Here is a 14,495-nt window from a genome sequence, read left to right as displayed (position 1 = left end):
CTTGTCTGCATCGGCTCTCTACAACCGACCAGGGGCGGCTTTGTTAGTTCTACTATTTACAGCGCACTACACTAGCGTCCGCTTCACCGGACCACAGCCAACAAAAAAGGGCTGGCCGGGAGACGGCGCAACCCTTTGGTTTTTTTGGCGTCCCCAAGGGGAGTCGAACCCCTGTTGTCGCCGTGAAAGGGCGATGTCCTAGGCCTCTAGACGATGGGGACGAGGTTGGTTACCAGAAAAATCCGGTCATCGAATCAGACCGGATCTTCTTAGGATTGGTGGAGCCAGGCGGGATCGAACCGCCGACCTCAACACTGCCAGTGTTGCGCTCTCCCAGCTGAGCTATGGCCCCTCGATTCGGAATCAAAAATTATAACTTTTAAGCTCGTGGATCGTCCAGTGATTTTTCTGACCACCAGGACAGCCGTAAGTCAGACGAGCTCCTATTCTTAAAGGACAATCGATACGCCCTTCGGGCTTGCACCTGCGCCCTTGAGGAGGCATTTTATGGTCCTATGTATCCTGTGGGGAGCTGAGGATGCCCCCTCCAGCACATGGAAATGACGGCACTCGCAAACCGCGCTTTGTGAGTATCGGCTTGAGAAATCCCCAGGATAGGATTTTTCAAGATCCCCTTCAGTCAACTCGGAGCCTTAGGCAATGAAACGCATTCTGCTGTTCCTGGCGACTAACTTTGCCGTGCTGATGGTCATCAGCCTGGTCTTCAAGCTGCTCGGTTTCGATGGCCTGCTCGCGGCGAACAATATGGATCTCAACCTGAGCGCCGTGCTCGTCTATGCCGCGATTGCCGGGTTCGCCGGTTCTCTGATCTCACTGTTCATGTCCAAGGGCATGGCGAAACGCTCCATGGGGGTACAGATCATCGAACACCCCGGCACCCCCTTTGAGCACTGGTTGATGCAAACCGTGTCCCGACAGGCCCAGTCCTCCGGCATCGAGATGCCGGAAGTAGGGATTTTCGACTCACCCGACCCCAACGCCTTCGCTACCGGCTGGAACCGCAACGCCGCCCTGGTGGCGGTCAGCACCGGACTCCTCCAGCACATGACGAAGGACGAAGTAGAGGCCGTGGTGGGTCATGAGATAAGCCATGTAGCCAATGGTGACATGGTGACCCTGACCTTGATTCAAGGGGTCGTGAACACCTTTGTGGTCTTCCTGTCGACGGTTATCGGACACCTGATCGACCGCGTGGTCTTCAAGACCGAGCAAGGCCATGGCCCCGCCTACTACATCGTGTCGATGATCGCCCAGGTCCTGCTCTCGATCCTGGCCACCATGATCGTGATGTGGTTCTCCCGCTACCGGGAGTTCAAGGCCGATGCCGGTGGCGCACGCCTTACCAGCAACCGGAAGATGGCCGACGCCCTGCGTCGCCTGCAGACCGCAACCGAGCCGAGGGATCTGCCGTCCGGCGAGTTCGCCGCCTTCGGCATCAGCGGTGGCGTCGGTGATGGCCTCAGGCGCCTGTTCATGAGCCATCCCCCGTTGGAGGAACGCATCGCTGTCCTCCAAGGACGGGGCTGAGCCGGGTCTTTGGTCCACTACCGCCGCGCTACCCCAGCCGGGATGCACGCCCTTGTTGAGCGAGATCCCCTATCGGGCCGACAGCACTGTCTATTTCGGGCCCTTGGCGGAAAGGGCCTGGGCTGTCTTCCTCGATAGCGGCCGTCCCCTGACCGGGGCCGGCCGCTATGACATCCTCGCCGCCGATCCCTACATCACCCTGACCACCCGTGGCGACGTCACCGAGATCCGCCACGCCGATCAGGTACAGCTATCCCCCCACGACCCCTTCGCCTTACTGCGCGGTCAGTTGGGCGAGCCGGTGCCCCCTGTGCCTGACCTGCCCTTCCGCGGAGGGGCCATCGGTTGGTTCGCCTACGACCTGGGCCGCCGTATCGAGCGGTTGCCGACGCTGGCCGAAAACGCCGAGCAGCTCCCGGACATGGCGGTGGGCATCTATGACTGGGCCCTGGTCGTGGATCACCTTGCCCGCAAGACCCGGCTGGTAAGTCTCGGGCGCGACCCTCGGACGCGGGAGCGGTGGGACACGCTGCTCTCTATGTTTCGGGACCCCCGACTCGCCCCTACCCGCAGCCGGCTCCGGGTCCTGGGTCCGCCGCGCTCCAACCTGACCCGGGACGAATATGGCCGGGCCTTCGATCGGGTCAAATCCTACCTGCTCGAAGGCGACTGCTATCAGGTCAATTTGGCCCAGCGCTTCTCGGCCCCGGTCGCCGGCGACCCGTTCGCCGGCAACCTATTTGCCGGCTATCGGATACTACGGCGGCTCAATCCGGCACCCTTCTCCGCCTACCTGAAAACCCCTTTTGCCCAGGTCCTGAGCTCCTCGCCGGAGCGCTTTCTCGCGGTTCGGGACGGGCAGGTCGAAACCCGGCCCGTCAAAGGCACCCGGCCGCGGGGACGCACCCCTGCGGCAGACTCCGCCTTGCAACGGGAGCTGGCCACCAGCACCAAGGAGCGGGCCGAGAACCTGATGATCGTGGATCTGTTGCGCAACGACCTAGGAAGGGTCTGTAGCCCTGGCAGTGTGCGGGTCCCCAGGCTGTTCGAGGTGGAAAGCTATGCCACCGTACACCACCTGGTCAGCACCGTCACCGGCCGGCTGGCTCCAGGGCAAGATGCCGTCTCGCTGCTGCGGGCCTGTTTCCCTGGTGGCTCCATCACCGGTGCCCCCAAGATCCGGGCCATGGAGATCATCGAGGAGTTGGAACCCCATCGCCGCGGGGTCTATTCCGGGGCCATCGGCTACCTGGGCTGCGACGGTGCCATGGACACCAACATCGCCATCCGTACCCTGATCCACAGCGCGAGCACCATCCGCTTCTGGGCCGGCGGCGGGATCGTGCACGACTCCCAGGTCGAGGAGGAATATCGAGAAACCCTCGACAAGACCACGGCCCTATTGCGGCTGCTGGAGCACGAGCAGCTGACCGGCGTCGGCGGGTAGGACCGGCGAATAGCGTGGGCAGCGGCGAGCGCCGATGAATCCGTAGGGTGGACTGTGCCCACCGCCGGCATCAGAAATTCGGTCGTGTTCGCGTTTTGAATCCGCAGATTACGCAGATTTTCACAGATTGTTTCGTTTTTTATCTGTGAAATCTGTGTAATTTGGCGGATACGGAGCGGAAGGCTCAGAGGCTGCCTGAAAACTAAGAAGCTGTTTGGTTAAAGTCCCCGCGGTCCGCACAGCGGACCCTACAGTCAATCGGGTGGTTAGCGTAGGGTCCGCTGCGCGGACCTTCTTAAGTAGAATATTCAGCCAGCCTCTTAAGCATGAATGGAAAGGGTCGCCCTCCCCATCTCTACAAAATCGTGGCTATTCAATGCCCTGACCACGTTGGGAAGATACCTGAGCACCACCGTCTCCAAATCTCGGTTGCTGATGTTGCCCGTGGAGATCAGAAGGAGCTTTTTCGGGTGCCGGTGAAGTAAAAACGAGTTTACGAAATCTGCGTCCTTCGTCACCACGACGCGTTCTTCCTCATCCGCAATGGCCGTGATCATATGATCGGAGGTGCGATTTTTCTCAGGCAGGTCGAGTGTGTGTATGACATCGTGTCCTGTTTTAGTCAACGACCCGACAAGGCCGCGAGGTAACTGGGCATCGACGAGAAACCTCATGCGGCAAAGGCCTGGGTACGCTTGGTTCGGCTCAATTCGGCCGCGAACGCCAAGACGGCCAGCAGATCTTCACGTTCCAGGTCCGGGTAATCGTCGAGGATATCCTCGCAGCTCATACCGGCACTCATAAGCTCCAGCATCGTTTCCACGGGGTAGCGTAGCCCTCGGATAACGGGTTTGCCGTGGCAGATGTCGGGGTCGATGGTGATGCGACTCAGCAGGTTAGCCATATCTGATTTCGGATACATTTGTTCATAGCGACTGATAGCTGGCAGCGAGAAGCCACGATCAACCCACTGGCACCGCGTCCTTGAACAGGCGGAAGAAGTTATCGCGGGTGGGCTATGCCCACCGCCGGCATCAGGAATTCGGTCGTGCTCGCGTTTTGAATCCACAGATTACGCAGATTTTCACGGATTGCTCCGTTTTTCATCTGTGAAAATCCACGTAATCTACGGATACGGAGTGGAAGGCTCAAATTTCAAACCGTAGAGCAACGGTCCGTGTAGACCGCCATGATCTGTTTGAGCTCGCGCAGAAGCCAGCGGCACTCTTCCGCGCTGAGTCCCTGGGTTTCGGGCAGATCGCCACCCTGCTCTAAGACATCGATAGACTGCCATACCTGCCGGCAACCTTTCCCGCATAAGGCCTCGAGCCGGGCTTCCAATCTGTATCGATCAAAGGGACTCAAAACTACCGTCTCAGCGCTGACCTGCGGAGATTACATACTCCTCATACAAGGATCTTCCGTCGCGATGCATTCGAAACTCAGCCACGTCTTAAGGCGAAAGCAGGCACAGCCCGGGGATTTTCTCGAAGTCCTTGGTGTTGTTGGTTAACACGGCATAGTCGTGTGTAATCGCTGTGGCCGCGATCTGAAGGTCATGCACGCTTAGGGACTGTCGTCGTGAGTTTCTCAACTGGTGCGCGTAGATTTCTGCGTAAGCCCGCGCCACTTCCAAATCAAAGGGCAACACAGGGAGAGTCTCGATAATCGCCTCTGACCAAGTGAGGCGGCGAATGCGAACTGATGCATTTTTGGCCAAAGCGACACCGGCCAATAATTCCGAAACGGTTACTGCTGCCATGTAGAACCGCTCGTTATTGTCAAAAAATAACGAGAGATCCCTTCTAGCATGCTCCGCATTGAGAAAGACGTTGGTATCGACTACGACTCCCATGGCGAGGGGGGTAAGCAGGCTTGTTTCCGGATCGTGCGTAGGTCATCGGCAAGAACCGTACGCTCGGCCGACGACCAGGGATTGTGTTCCAGCAGCGCCCGTAATTCGGAAGCCGAGGCGCCATCCTCGGAAGGTGGCACCAATCGTGCCACCTCGAGGTTCCCGCGGGTGATAACTAAGCGCTTGCCTGAAATGCACACGTAGTCGATCAGCGATGTCAGATTGCGAGCCAATTCCGTCGCGGTTACCTGGCCTTGGATCGTCGCCATGAGCGAATACCTCATCTTCGAAATCAGAGTTTAGAAGAGGGATCTGGACGGTTACTCATTTTTCAATTGTCTGAGTTAATTCGCCTTGTCAGGTGTTTTTTGTATAACCAGTTACCCAGGATACCACCAATCAATAATAGGGCCAGCCATCGGAATAAAATGAGAAAATTCCAACAACCTGTTTTGGCACATGGGCCGGGTGAAAGATTCATGAGTTTCAGAGGCTGTCTGGTTAAAATGGATCCGAGCGTTCTGTTGCGTTACGCTGCGTTTGACGCCGTGTCGGTCCGGGTGCGGTCCTGGGTTGTTTGGCGTTGGTTGTGGGAAAAGATCCCTCCTGCGTCGGGACCAGTCCGGCGTGTTGGGTTCAGGATTGCTTTTAACCAGACAGCTTCTCATATATATAATGCAATAGAATAACTGGTGCGCAGGGGGGGACTCGAACCCCCACAGGTTTCCCCACTAGAACCTAAATCTAGCGCGTCTACCAATTCCGCCACCTGCGCTTCTAGCAGGAGAGATTCTATACGGCTTCGGCGTGCCCGTGGAGGCGATAGGTCACTTACTGCCGGCAATCATGTATGCGGGCAGGCCCACATCCTTCTGGCTCATGGCCTGCTCGTAACCCAGCTCGCCTTGCCGCCTGGCCTTCTCGGCCAGCTGATTGGCCGTTGCGAAATCGCCTTTCGCCGCGGCCTGTTCGGCCTGCTTCAGGAACTTGCCGATATCGCGCCACTCGCCGCCTACTGTGGCGGCCTTCTTGCGAGCTTCGCGCGCCGCGGTCATCGCCTTCTCAAAGTCGGCCTGGTCGTCGGCCCAGCTACCCGTAGGGAGACCGGCGGCCAACGCGGCGACCAGGATCCCGGCGGAAAAATGATGGGTTCTCATGTTCGATGGACTCCTCTGTGCTCCAAAGCGAAGACCCACGCCCTAGGCGCAGGCCTCTGAGCGGTTATTTGCGTGCGACTATTTGTGTGTGACTATTTGCGCGCACCAGGCCCATTCAAAGGCAGGCCGTTCTGCATGTAGGTCAGGAAGTATTCCAGATTGCGGTACTCCTCACCCTGGACCTTGAAGGGCTTGGCCCGCACCTGCTTGTTACAGCCCGAGAAACGCCGGTGCAGGGTACCTATCTCGCCCCACTTGGAACGGTAGACCGGAAAGTGGGTGGTATGACCGAGGGCCGGGCTCAGGATATCCGAGCGCAACAGGTTACCGGGATTTTGCACGTGACAATTGGCGCAGGAGAAATTGAGTTGACCGCGGCGGGCAAAGTAGAACTGCTTGCCCTTCTCGTAGGCCTCCAGTGCCTTGGGGTCGTCCTCCGGAATCTCTACCTTGGTGAGCTGCCCGCGGGACTGGTACCGGAGGTAGGAAAGGATATCGGCGATGGGGCCTTTTTTGTATTTGAGGGGCCCCTCACCATTGGCCTCGCGGCATTCATTGATGGCCAGCGGCAGGGTGACGACCATACCGCGCTCCTTGTCCCAGTAGGGATATTTTCCTGCGATTGCGGGGCCGTTTGGGAAGCAATCCCGATAGGTCTTGCCGTTGGCGAAGGGTGTGTTCCACATTTTCTCGCCCTGGGAGATAGCCATCTCATAGGGCGGAAATTCCTCGATGGCCTCCCAGCTTTCGCGGCTGACGGGGTCGATCGCATAGACCCCGTTTATGAAATCCTCCTTAGGAACATTGGGGAAGCGCTTCTGGTAGTAGCTCTGCCAGATCGCTTGGTCTGCCTGGGGCGTAGCCAGCGCGACGCCGCCCCAGGTCAGGCCCAGTACCATAACCAGCGCCGCGGTCAGCATAATGATCTTGTTCATCCGGTTGATTTCCTCCGGGTATTCAGTAAGTAGGTCCGACCGGTCAGAGCGACCAGATGTATTCGAGCACGTCGTTGAGCTGCTGCTCGGTAAGGATGCCGTGCTTACCGAACGGCGGCATGCTGGAGTCGGGATTGGCAACGGTTGCATCCCAGATCTGGGCGCGTAGCTTCTCCTTGTCCGGGTAGCGGGCCTGCATTCCAATCAGGGGGGGACCGATATTACCGGGGCTTTCGATATCCGGCATTACATGGCAGGCCATGCAATTGCCCAGCTTACGATCATTCGCGATCTCCTTGCCCGCCTCCGGATTGCCTGTCGGGGCATCCGCGGCGTTAAGGCCGGGCGCCAAGGCCAACACGCAGGCGGCGATTAGGGCCGTGCCTACCGCTCCGGCCAAGGTCGTTTTCAACGCAATCATCTATTGCCTCCTTCGAGTTGCCCTCTATCAGGAAGGTAGGTCGGGTTAGGTGTGTACCGCCGCGTTGAGGGATGCAAACCGGCTTGAACGCGCCGTAACCCGACAAGAAATCTTAATTTGACCCGCAGATTTTCACAGATTGTTTCGTTTTTATATCTGTAAAAATCTGCGTAATCTGCGGATATAGAGATGTTATTACAAACTATCCCTTGCACCCAAGGGGAGAACGACACGCTCGCCTTGGCAGCATTGGCCGTCGAGGCGCGATCCAGGCATACTAAGAGCCTGTCTGGCATACGGCTGTTCTGCTGCGGAATCGAGGCGGCCGGTCAGATTTCCCGCTCGCTTTCGTTAAATAGGCCTACTATTCGCCTCAATCGAGCAGAAAATCTGCCTCGACCCCTCGATCCCTCGCTGCCAGACAGGCTCTAACCCCGCGAGGAGGGACGATGAGGAAGGACACCTGGACCATACAGCCTCGACAGATTAGGAGGAGCCCCGGATGACGCTCGCGCGACGTGAATTCATCAAGCTCTTAAGTGTAGCCGGCGCGGCCGGCCTGTTGCCGGCGTCCGTGGTCGCCGCGATGCGGCAACCGTCGGACCTCTACGAGCTACCCGGATTTGGCAATGTCACCCTGTTGCACATCACCGATACCCACGCTCAGCTCAACCCCATTTACTTTCGCGAGCCCAACGTGAATCTGGGCATCGGCCCGGCCTTGGGCAAGGCGCCGCATGTGGTGGGTGACGCATTCCTGAGGCACTTCGGCATCGCGCCGGGCGGGATCGAGGCCCATGCCTTTACGTTTTTAGGCTTCGACGAGGCCGCCCGGCGATTCGGCAAGGTGGGCGGCTTTGCCCATCTCAAGACCCTGGTGGATCGCATCCGCGCCGAACGGGGCGACGGCAACAGTCTGTTGCTGGACGGCGGCGATTCCTGGCAGGGCTCGGGTACCGCTTACTGGACTCGGGGTAGGGACATGGTCGGCGCCTGCAATCTGCTGGGGGTGGACGTCATGACCGGTCATTGGGAGTTCACTTACCGCGACGAAGAGGTCATCGAGAATATCGGCGCCTTCAAGGGCGATTTCGTGGCCCAAAACATCGCCGTGCGCGACGAGGCTCTGTTCGACTATCGATTCCCGGAATTCGCCGGCTTCGACGAAGATGCGGGTCTGGCCTTCAAACCCTACACCATCAAGACAGTGGGTGGCTTCAAGGTCGCCGTCATCGGCCAGGCCTTTCCTTATACCCCCATCGCCAATCCGCAACGCTTCATTCCGGACTGGACATTCGGGATTCAGGAGGAGCGTATGCAGGAGCTGGTCGATAAGATTCGCGCGGAGGAGAAGCCCGCCGTCCTGGTGCTCCTCTCCCACAACGGCATGGACGTGGATCTCAAGCTGGCCTCTCGCGTCACCGGCATCGACGTCATCTTCGGCGGCCACACCCATGACGGCATACCGGCCCCCAGTATCGTGGCGAACGCGGGCGGCAAGACCCTGGTCACCAACGCCGGCTCCAACGGGAAGTTCTTAGGGCGGATGGACCTGGAGGTCAAGGACGGCAAGGTGCGCGACTTCCGCTACCGGCTGTTACCGGTCTTCTCCAATCTGCTCCCACCCAATGCCGAGATGACCAAGTATGTCGAGGAGATACGTGCCCCTTACCGGAACACCCTGGGGGAAAAGCTGGCGACCACCGAGGAGACACTCTACCGGCGCGGTAACTTCAACGGGACCTTCGACCAGCTCATCTGCGATGCCTTGCGCAAGGTCAAGGACGCCCAGATCAGCCTATCCCCCGGTTTCCGCTGGGGCACCAGCGTACTGCCGGGCCAGATCATCACCATGGAGCATGTCATGGATCAGACCTGCATCACCTATCCGGAGACCTATCGCCGCGAGCTGAAAGGCAGCGAGCTCAAGGCCATCCTGGAAGATGTCTGTGACAACCTCTTCAACCCGGATCCCTATGTGCAGCAAGGCGGAGACATGGTGCGTGTCGGGGGGCTGGACTATGGGTGCGATCCTACCGCGTCCATGGGCAAACGCATCGGCGACATGGCCCTGGACGACGGCACCAAGATCGAGGCCGATAAATCCTATGTGGTCGCCGGCTGGGCCACCGTCGGGTCCCAGGCCCCCGGAGAACCCATCTGGGAAACGGTCGCCAAATACCTGCGCGACCTGAAGACGGTCAAGATCGAGAAGCTCAACACCCCGGTCTTGAAGAATGTGTCCGGTAATCCGGGGATTACCGACGATACCCGTCGCACGTGAAAGGTTATAGCCGCCGCGCAAACTGCGCGGGGGCTTCGAGAGCTAACGCTATCCCTTTCACTTGGAGATGAGTTTGTCTATGTCGATCTTTGCATGATTCAAATCCAACTCACCTTCTTCAACTCGCTCTAATATCTCATCAACAAGATTTACGTTGGATAGCAAAGATTCGTGGCTAGAAAGATCGTTGCCGTCTTCATCCCATCGTGGACCTCCAGCATAAACTGCAGCGTACATCACCTTTGCCTTATACGACGGAACTCCATCAGCTTGCATAGCTTCATAGAACATGCGATGAACATCTTCCCAAGATTCTGTACGCGTTCGACAGTAGTGGTCGTGAACCACTGACGCTCTACGATAATCGCCAACGAATGGAGGACCAAACGTCCAGAATGTTTGAGGAATAGATGCACCATTTACGACTTGTCCTTTAGGCACAGACCATACCTTTCCATTGTCGTCAATATATTTAAAATCTTCTAATAGCCGCATATCGCGGTCTTCTTTATCATTCTGTAACCACTCGGTTACCACTTGACCTTGAAACTCTCCCGTGGATACTGCGCGCGAAAAACACAACATTGCCAAACCTATTGTCACCATCTTTTTATTCATATTGAGCCCTCTTCAAAAGAGATTGGTCAGGTTATATCCAAACACTAGACTTCTGCTAATGCACTCTTAATGCATCACTGTCACCCGTAATCAGCACATCCGCGGAAGAGGCAATCAGCGTCGCCAGGATTGGCGCATCATTCGGATCGTTCGACACCGTTGCGGTCGTGTCTTCAATCTCCACCAGTTCGACCCGTAGCTCGAGCTGTCGGACGAAAGACTCGATGCGCTTGTCGTCCCAACCCAATAATTTGCGTATTTTCGGGTAACCGAAGACCCGGGAAATTTCGTTCAACTGGAAGTGCGACATCGAAAGCCGCAGGATGTGGGAATCCCAGGCGGCGACGATCCTTCCCGGATTAGTGTTCGGATAGGCAAGTCCAGAGACCAGGACGTTGGTGTCCAGAACAACCTTCATTCCTATCCACGGGCTGCGTGGACCGCCTCATCGATCATAACCATGCCCGCATCCGGCGGTAGGTTGGAAAATGCTTGCGCCAACTCGCCTCGGAGGCGCATGTACGCTTCGTCCAGCGAACACAAACGCTCGAAAAGCTCGATATCGACGAGTGCCGCAATCGGCTTTCCGCGCTTGGTGATGACGACCGAATCGCCTTCATACCGAATCTCGTCGAGCAGCTCACCTAGGTTTTGGCGAACCATCACTGCTGGAGCCTCGCGAATCATGTAGACTGCCTCAATTGATGTAGCTTCCCTATGTTGCCAGTAGAATCGCGGGGGTGCAAGGAAGATGGAGACCTGGAGCTGGTGTTTCGCCGTATCTGCGACGGGACGAATGCCTGCGGCCAACGGTTGCCGTTCGAGGTAGTGTTCGTGAACAAAAAGCAGAACCTGCGGGGCCTACAATTGGCCGATCTGGTTTGCCATCCGATAGGCCGCCGTCTGCTTAAACCCGACCAACCGAACCGGGCCTATGATGTGGTTGAGAAGAAGCTATACCGGAGCGGGGAAGGAAGGCTGGCTGGGCATGGACTGAAAACCCTGCCCTGAAAAGCCGAAGGGGCGCGGTTTCCACCGCACCCCTACGCCGATCGGGAACTCCCGATCCATTTGCATCAACAATAAGATCATTTTTAAATTTGTCAAACAATTTGGCAGTGGCTCAGTTCGCGAAAAAACGCAAGGACGCAAGGACGCCAAGACGCAAAGAAAGAACAAAGAATCTTTGCGTCTTGGCGCCATTGCGTCTTGGCGTTAAATGGGCCGGAAAGTGAGCGGCCAAGCATAAATTTTTTAAACTGAGCCACTACCAACAATTTCGTCTTTTTGTCGTGATGATTGAACGAAAAGCAGTCGCTCTGGTCTCCGGGGGTCTCGACTCCATGCTCGCCGTGCGTGTCGTCCAGGACCAGGGCATTCAGGTGGAGGGCCTGAACTTCTTCACCGGCTTCTGTGTGGAGGGCCACACACACGCCATCCGTAAGAACACTAAGCCCAAACGCAACAATGCACTCTGGGTGGCCGAGCGCCTGGGTGTGAAATTACATTTCGTCGACGTGGTCGAGGATTACCGTGATGTGGTCCTGAACCCGAAGTATGGGTACGGGGCCAATCTCAATCCGTGCCTCGATTGTAAGATCTTCATGGTGCGGCGGGCCTATGAGTGGATGCGTGGGCATGGGTTCGACTTTATCGTCACCGGTGAGGTTGTGGGGCAACGGCCCAAGTCTCAGCGCAAGGACACCCTGCCGATCGTGCAGGATGACTCGGGGGCCGGTGATTTACTGCTGCGGCCCTTATGTGCCAAGCGCCTGCCGCCGACCCGGCCGGAGCGGGAGGGCTGGGTGGAGCGTGAACGCCTGTTCGATTTCTCCGGGCGCAGCAGAAAGCCGCAGATGGCATTGGCGAAGGCATATGGGCTCGATGACTATGCTCAACCGGCCGGCGGTTGCTGCTTTCTGACCGATTCCCAATACGCCGCGAAGCTGACGGACCTGTGGAACAGCCGCGGTGATCGAGTCTATGACCTGGACGATATCGTGCTCCTGAAGGTAGGGCGCCATATCCGACCGCGACCCGGTTTCAAGGTCATCATCGCACGCGAGGAAGGCGAAGGGCGTTTCCTGACCGGATTCCGTAAGCGCTTTGTCAGCATCAAGACACTCAGTCACGGCGGACCCGAGGCCCTGATCGATGGTGTGGTGACGGAGAGTGACATCGAGTTGGCGGCGCGGCTGGTGGCGCGCTACGGTCAGGGACGCGATTGCGAATCCGTCCGCGTCGAGGTCAGGGACCTTACAGGCTCTACGCGAGAACTCGATGTCCGTCCCTTCACCCCGCAGGAGATCCCCGGGGAGTGGATACTCTAGACACGGTAGTCGTGGATTGCCGGCGGCTCTTGTGTCCGCTCCCGGTTATCAGGGTCCAAGACCGGGTCGCAGACCTGGCTCCGGGGACCCAGGTAGAGGCGGTCTGTACGGACCCTGGGGCACTGCAGGATATACCTGCCTGGTGTCGCATCAACGGCCATACCGTCCTGCGTACCGACAGCAAGGATGGCGAGCATTGCGTGGTCATGCGCGTCGGCGGTGCATGCGAGTAGCAAATCCTGCCCGAGCCAGACCTTGTTTGGAGAACCACAAGGACAACGTGCCGAAGCCATTGCGAAGACCGCGGTGGTCGGCGGCCTGGTCAACCTGGGCCTGTCGGTGATCAAAGTCGGCGCGGGGGTGCTGTGGCATTCCCAGGCCCTGGTTGCGGACGGTATCCATTCCCTCTCCGATCTGCTATCCGATGTGTTGGTCTGGTATGCAGGGCGTCACGCCGCCCGGGCCCCGGACCAGGAGCATCCTTACGGGCATGGACGCTATGAGACCCTGGCGACCCTGGTGCTGGGTGTCTTTTTACTGATGGTTGCCGTCGGCATCGGCTGGGACGCCGGTAATCGCCTGTTTGCTCCCGCCGAACTCTTGCGGCCACAGCCGTTGGCGCTGGCCGCAGTCCTGGTGTCTATCCTGGTCAAGGAGTGGCTCTACTGGTGGACGCTCGGTTACGCACGCCGTGTTCGCTCGGATATGTTACGTGCCAATGCCTGGCATCACCGCTCCGATGCCGTTTCCTCGGTCGTGGTTCTGGTGGGCATCGTTGGTACCCTGATGGGTTTACCTTACCTGGATGCCATTGCGGCGGTCGTCATCGCCGTGATGATCGCCCATATTGCCTGGGAACTCGGCCACCGGTCGATCCGGGAGCTGGTGGATACCGGGTTGGAGGCGGAGCGCCTCGCCGCGATCGAGAAAACCATCGGTTCTGTCGGCGGTGTAAGAAATATCCATATGCTGCGAACGAGAAGGCACGGCTGGCAGGCCTCGGTAGACGTCCATATCCTGGTCGATCCCCGGTTGAGCGTCTCAGAGGGCCACCTGATCGCGCTCTTGGTAGAGGACCGGCTTAAATCACAAATCGACGAGATTACCGATGTTACGGTCCATATCGATCCGGAGGACGACGCAACGGAGCCGCTCTCGGTGGTGTTGCCCACGCGCGCCGAAGCCCTGACCCGGCTTGAGCGGCTTTGGGAAGGAGTACCCGAGGCCACAAACTGCCGGCGGACCATCCTGCACTATCTCAATGGACGCATCGACGTAGAAGTGTACTTTCCGCTTGCTGTCTGCGCCGGAGAATGCTCCCGTGCGGAGGCTATCCGGGACCGGTTACAGTCGGCACTCGCGGCAGACCCGGTCTTCAATCAGGTCTTTGTCTACTTCGGATAACTGCACCGTTTCAGTGCGTCATCTATCCGGACGACCCATGACAGTGCATTCTTTCCTGATTCCTTTTGAACCGCGAAGGGAAAACGACGAATCACGCGAATCCACACGAATCGGATTTATGCAACCGATAACCCTTCCTGTTTAATCCGCAGATTTCCACAGATTAAGTTGGTTTTTCCTATAGGAAAAGGCTCTTTATGGATTCCAGACTGATCTCTCCTCCACCCCTGGTATGGACCCGTAGGATGTGGTGAGCGCCGGGCGCGGGAGCGACCGGCGCGAACCGCATCTTTGGCTTCCGGCTCATTGATGCGGTTCGCCGCGGGCGTCCATTGATGCGGTTCGCGGTGGGGATTGATGTAATCCTGCTACGACATACCGCGCTCACCGCATCCTACACTCTTTGGATTCGGCGACGTCTCTATCCCCGGCCAGGCGTTGCGGCCAGGGGAAAGCGCCGTCGCCGCGGCGCGCGTGGAACCCGAGGCCCAGGTTC

Annotated in this window: 18 protein-coding genes and 3 tRNA genes; 7 read left to right on the top strand and 14 right to left on the bottom strand. The window is 58.1% G+C overall.

Going from position 1 to position 14,495, the window contains the following annotated elements; translation table 11 throughout:
• Positions 1–145 precede the first annotated feature (145 nt).
• Both BQ17_RS12535 and BQ17_RS12530 read right to left on the bottom strand, forming a co-directional pair.
• Positions 146–221, bottom strand: a tRNA-Glu gene (locus BQ17_RS12535).
• Positions 222–276: 55 nt separating this feature from the next.
• Positions 277–352 (bottom strand) — tRNA-Ala (locus tag BQ17_RS12530).
• A gap of 308 nt (positions 353–660) precedes the next feature.
• On the opposite strand from BQ17_RS12530, the gene htpX reads away from it, so the two are divergent.
• Both htpX and pabB read left to right on the top strand, forming a co-directional pair.
• Positions 661–1,548: a protease HtpX gene (gene htpX, locus BQ17_RS12525; RefSeq protein ID WP_089727559.1), complete on the top strand. Its 888-nt coding sequence runs from the start codon at positions 661–663 to the stop codon at positions 1,546–1,548.
• A 52-nt stretch (positions 1,549–1,600) separates the two neighbouring features.
• Positions 1,601–2,995 carry an aminodeoxychorismate synthase component I gene (pabB, locus tag BQ17_RS12520; protein ID WP_089727556.1) on the top strand — a complete coding sequence of 465 codons (1,395 nt, stop codon included), beginning with the start codon at positions 1,601–1,603 and terminating at the stop codon, positions 2,993–2,995.
• A 320-nt stretch (positions 2,996–3,315) separates the two neighbouring features.
• On the opposite strand, the gene BQ17_RS12515 is transcribed toward pabB, so the two are convergent.
• The 9 genes from BQ17_RS12515 to soxX all read right to left on the bottom strand — a co-directional run bounded on the left by BQ17_RS12515 (position 3,316) and on the right by soxX (position 7,363).
• Positions 3,316–3,669, bottom strand: a complete 354-nt coding sequence (locus BQ17_RS12515) for a DUF5615 family PIN-like protein (RefSeq protein WP_089727554.1) — start codon at positions 3,667–3,669, stop codon at positions 3,316–3,318.
• On the bottom strand, positions 3,666–3,899 hold the full coding sequence (locus tag BQ17_RS12510) for a DUF433 domain-containing protein (RefSeq protein ID WP_089727552.1): 234 nt from the start codon (positions 3,897–3,899) through the stop codon (positions 3,666–3,668). Before BQ17_RS12510 ends, BQ17_RS12515 begins: the two co-directional genes overlap by 4 nt.
• Positions 3,900–4,150: 251 nt before the next feature.
• Positions 4,151–4,360: a hypothetical protein gene (locus BQ17_RS12505; RefSeq protein ID WP_089727550.1), complete on the bottom strand. Its 210-nt coding sequence runs from the start codon at positions 4,358–4,360 to the stop codon at positions 4,151–4,153.
• An 88-nt stretch (positions 4,361–4,448) separates the two neighbouring features.
• The gene (locus BQ17_RS12500; protein WP_089727548.1) at positions 4,449–4,850 is read right to left on the bottom strand and encodes a PIN domain-containing protein; all 402 of its coding nucleotides are present in this window, start codon (positions 4,848–4,850) and stop codon (positions 4,449–4,451) included.
• Entirely contained in the window at positions 4,838–5,119 is a 282-nt protein-coding gene (locus BQ17_RS12495; RefSeq protein ID WP_165741603.1) for a type II toxin-antitoxin system Phd/YefM family antitoxin, read from the bottom strand. Before BQ17_RS12495 ends, BQ17_RS12500 begins: the two co-directional genes overlap by 13 nt.
• 421 nt (positions 5,120–5,540) lie before the next feature.
• Positions 5,541–5,625: transfer RNA gene (locus BQ17_RS12490), tRNA-Leu, on the bottom strand.
• Between the two features lie 52 nt (positions 5,626–5,677).
• Entirely contained in the window at positions 5,678–6,007 is a 330-nt protein-coding gene (locus BQ17_RS12485) for a hypothetical protein (protein ID WP_089727544.1), read from the bottom strand.
• Positions 6,008–6,099: 92 nt separating this feature from the next.
• On the bottom strand, positions 6,100–6,927 hold the full coding sequence (gene soxA, locus BQ17_RS12480) for a sulfur oxidation c-type cytochrome SoxA (protein WP_256091584.1): 828 nt from the start codon (positions 6,925–6,927) through the stop codon (positions 6,100–6,102).
• Between the two features lie 58 nt (positions 6,928–6,985).
• Positions 6,986–7,363 (bottom strand): sulfur oxidation c-type cytochrome SoxX, encoded by a 378-nt coding sequence (gene soxX, locus BQ17_RS12475; protein ID WP_089727540.1) that lies wholly within the window; start codon positions 7,361–7,363, stop codon positions 6,986–6,988.
• A 502-nt stretch (positions 7,364–7,865) separates the two neighbouring features.
• Between soxX and soxB the strand changes: the two genes are divergently transcribed.
• A complete protein-coding gene (gene soxB, locus BQ17_RS12470; RefSeq protein WP_089727538.1) occupies positions 7,866–9,647 on the top strand; it encodes a thiosulfohydrolase SoxB in 1,782 nt (593 codons plus the stop codon).
• A 57-nt stretch (positions 9,648–9,704) separates the two neighbouring features.
• On the opposite strand, the gene BQ17_RS12465 is transcribed toward soxB, so the two are convergent.
• Genes BQ17_RS12465 through BQ17_RS12455 form a run of 3 tightly spaced genes read right to left on the bottom strand, consistent with a single transcriptional unit; the run spans position 9,705 to position 10,928 of the window.
• A complete protein-coding gene (locus BQ17_RS12465) occupies positions 9,705–10,265 on the bottom strand; it encodes a DUF1353 domain-containing protein (protein ID WP_089727536.1) in 561 nt (186 codons plus the stop codon).
• A gap of 55 nt (positions 10,266–10,320) precedes the next feature.
• Positions 10,321–10,683, bottom strand: a complete 363-nt coding sequence (locus BQ17_RS12460; protein ID WP_089727535.1) for a putative toxin-antitoxin system toxin component, PIN family — start codon at positions 10,681–10,683, stop codon at positions 10,321–10,323.
• 2 nt (positions 10,684–10,685) lie between these two features.
• Entirely contained in the window at positions 10,686–10,928 is a 243-nt protein-coding gene (locus tag BQ17_RS12455; protein WP_243448415.1) for a type II toxin-antitoxin system Phd/YefM family antitoxin, read from the bottom strand.
• Positions 10,929–10,982: 54 nt separating this feature from the next.
• On the opposite strand from BQ17_RS12455, the gene BQ17_RS12450 reads away from it, so the two are divergent.
• From BQ17_RS12450 to BQ17_RS12435, 4 genes are all read left to right on the top strand, one after another.
• A complete protein-coding gene (locus BQ17_RS12450; protein ID WP_089727533.1) occupies positions 10,983–11,276 on the top strand; it encodes a DUF3800 domain-containing protein in 294 nt (97 codons plus the stop codon).
• Positions 11,277–11,560: 284 nt separating this feature from the next.
• Positions 11,561–12,595: a tRNA (5-methylaminomethyl-2-thiouridylate)-methyltransferase gene (locus BQ17_RS12445; protein WP_256091583.1), complete on the top strand. Its 1,035-nt coding sequence runs from the start codon at positions 11,561–11,563 to the stop codon at positions 12,593–12,595.
• A complete protein-coding gene (locus BQ17_RS12440) occupies positions 12,583–12,828 on the top strand; it encodes a sulfurtransferase TusA family protein (RefSeq protein ID WP_089727529.1) in 246 nt (81 codons plus the stop codon). The genes BQ17_RS12445 and BQ17_RS12440 overlap by 13 nt, the downstream gene beginning before the upstream one ends.
• A gap of 22 nt (positions 12,829–12,850) precedes the next feature.
• A complete protein-coding gene (locus tag BQ17_RS12435) occupies positions 12,851–13,999 on the top strand; it encodes a cation diffusion facilitator family transporter (RefSeq protein WP_256091582.1) in 1,149 nt (382 codons plus the stop codon).
• Positions 14,000–14,495: the final 496 nt, after the last annotated feature.

The sequence above is a fragment of the Candidatus Thiosymbion oneisti genome (assembly GCF_900092655.1).
GTDB lineage: Bacteria > Pseudomonadota > Gammaproteobacteria > Chromatiales > Chromatiaceae > Thiosymbion > Thiosymbion oneisti.
This window is presented reverse-complemented; position numbering and strand designations above follow the sequence as displayed.

Coding starts and splice junctions, on each gene's coding strand:
- BQ17_RS12445 (WP_256091583.1), top strand. CDS start 11,561: ATGATTGAACGAAAAGCAGTCGCTCTGGTCTCCGGGGGTCTCGACTCC.
- BQ17_RS12485 (WP_089727544.1), bottom strand. CDS start 6,007: ATGAGAACCCATCATTTTTCCGCCGGGATCCTGGTCGCCGCGTTGGCC.
- soxX (WP_089727540.1), bottom strand. CDS start 7,363: ATGATTGCGTTGAAAACGACCTTGGCCGGAGCGGTAGGCACGGCCCTA.
- BQ17_RS12515 (WP_089727554.1), bottom strand. CDS start 3,669: ATGAGGTTTCTCGTCGATGCCCAGTTACCTCGCGGCCTTGTCGGGTCG.
- BQ17_RS12450 (WP_089727533.1), top strand. CDS start 10,983: ATGTTGCCAGTAGAATCGCGGGGGTGCAAGGAAGATGGAGACCTGGAG.
- BQ17_RS12495 (WP_165741603.1), bottom strand. CDS start 5,119: ATGGCGACGATCCAAGGCCAGGTAACCGCGACGGAATTGGCTCGCAAT.
- htpX (WP_089727559.1), top strand. CDS start 661: ATGAAACGCATTCTGCTGTTCCTGGCGACTAACTTTGCCGTGCTGATG.
- BQ17_RS12460 (WP_089727535.1), bottom strand. CDS start 10,683: ATGAAGGTTGTTCTGGACACCAACGTCCTGGTCTCTGGACTTGCCTAT.
- BQ17_RS12455 (WP_243448415.1), bottom strand. CDS start 10,928: ATGGTTCGCCAAAACCTAGGTGAGCTGCTCGACGAGATTCGGTATGAA.
- soxB (WP_089727538.1), top strand. CDS start 7,866: ATGACGCTCGCGCGACGTGAATTCATCAAGCTCTTAAGTGTAGCCGGC.
- BQ17_RS12465 (WP_089727536.1), bottom strand. CDS start 10,265: ATGAATAAAAAGATGGTGACAATAGGTTTGGCAATGTTGTGTTTTTCG.
- BQ17_RS12500 (WP_089727548.1), bottom strand. CDS start 4,850: ATGGGAGTCGTAGTCGATACCAACGTCTTTCTCAATGCGGAGCATGCT.
- BQ17_RS12510 (WP_089727552.1), bottom strand. CDS start 3,899: ATGGCTAACCTGCTGAGTCGCATCACCATCGACCCCGACATCTGCCAC.
- soxA (WP_256091584.1), bottom strand. CDS start 6,927: ATGCTGACCGCGGCGCTGGTTATGGTACTGGGCCTGACCTGGGGCGGC.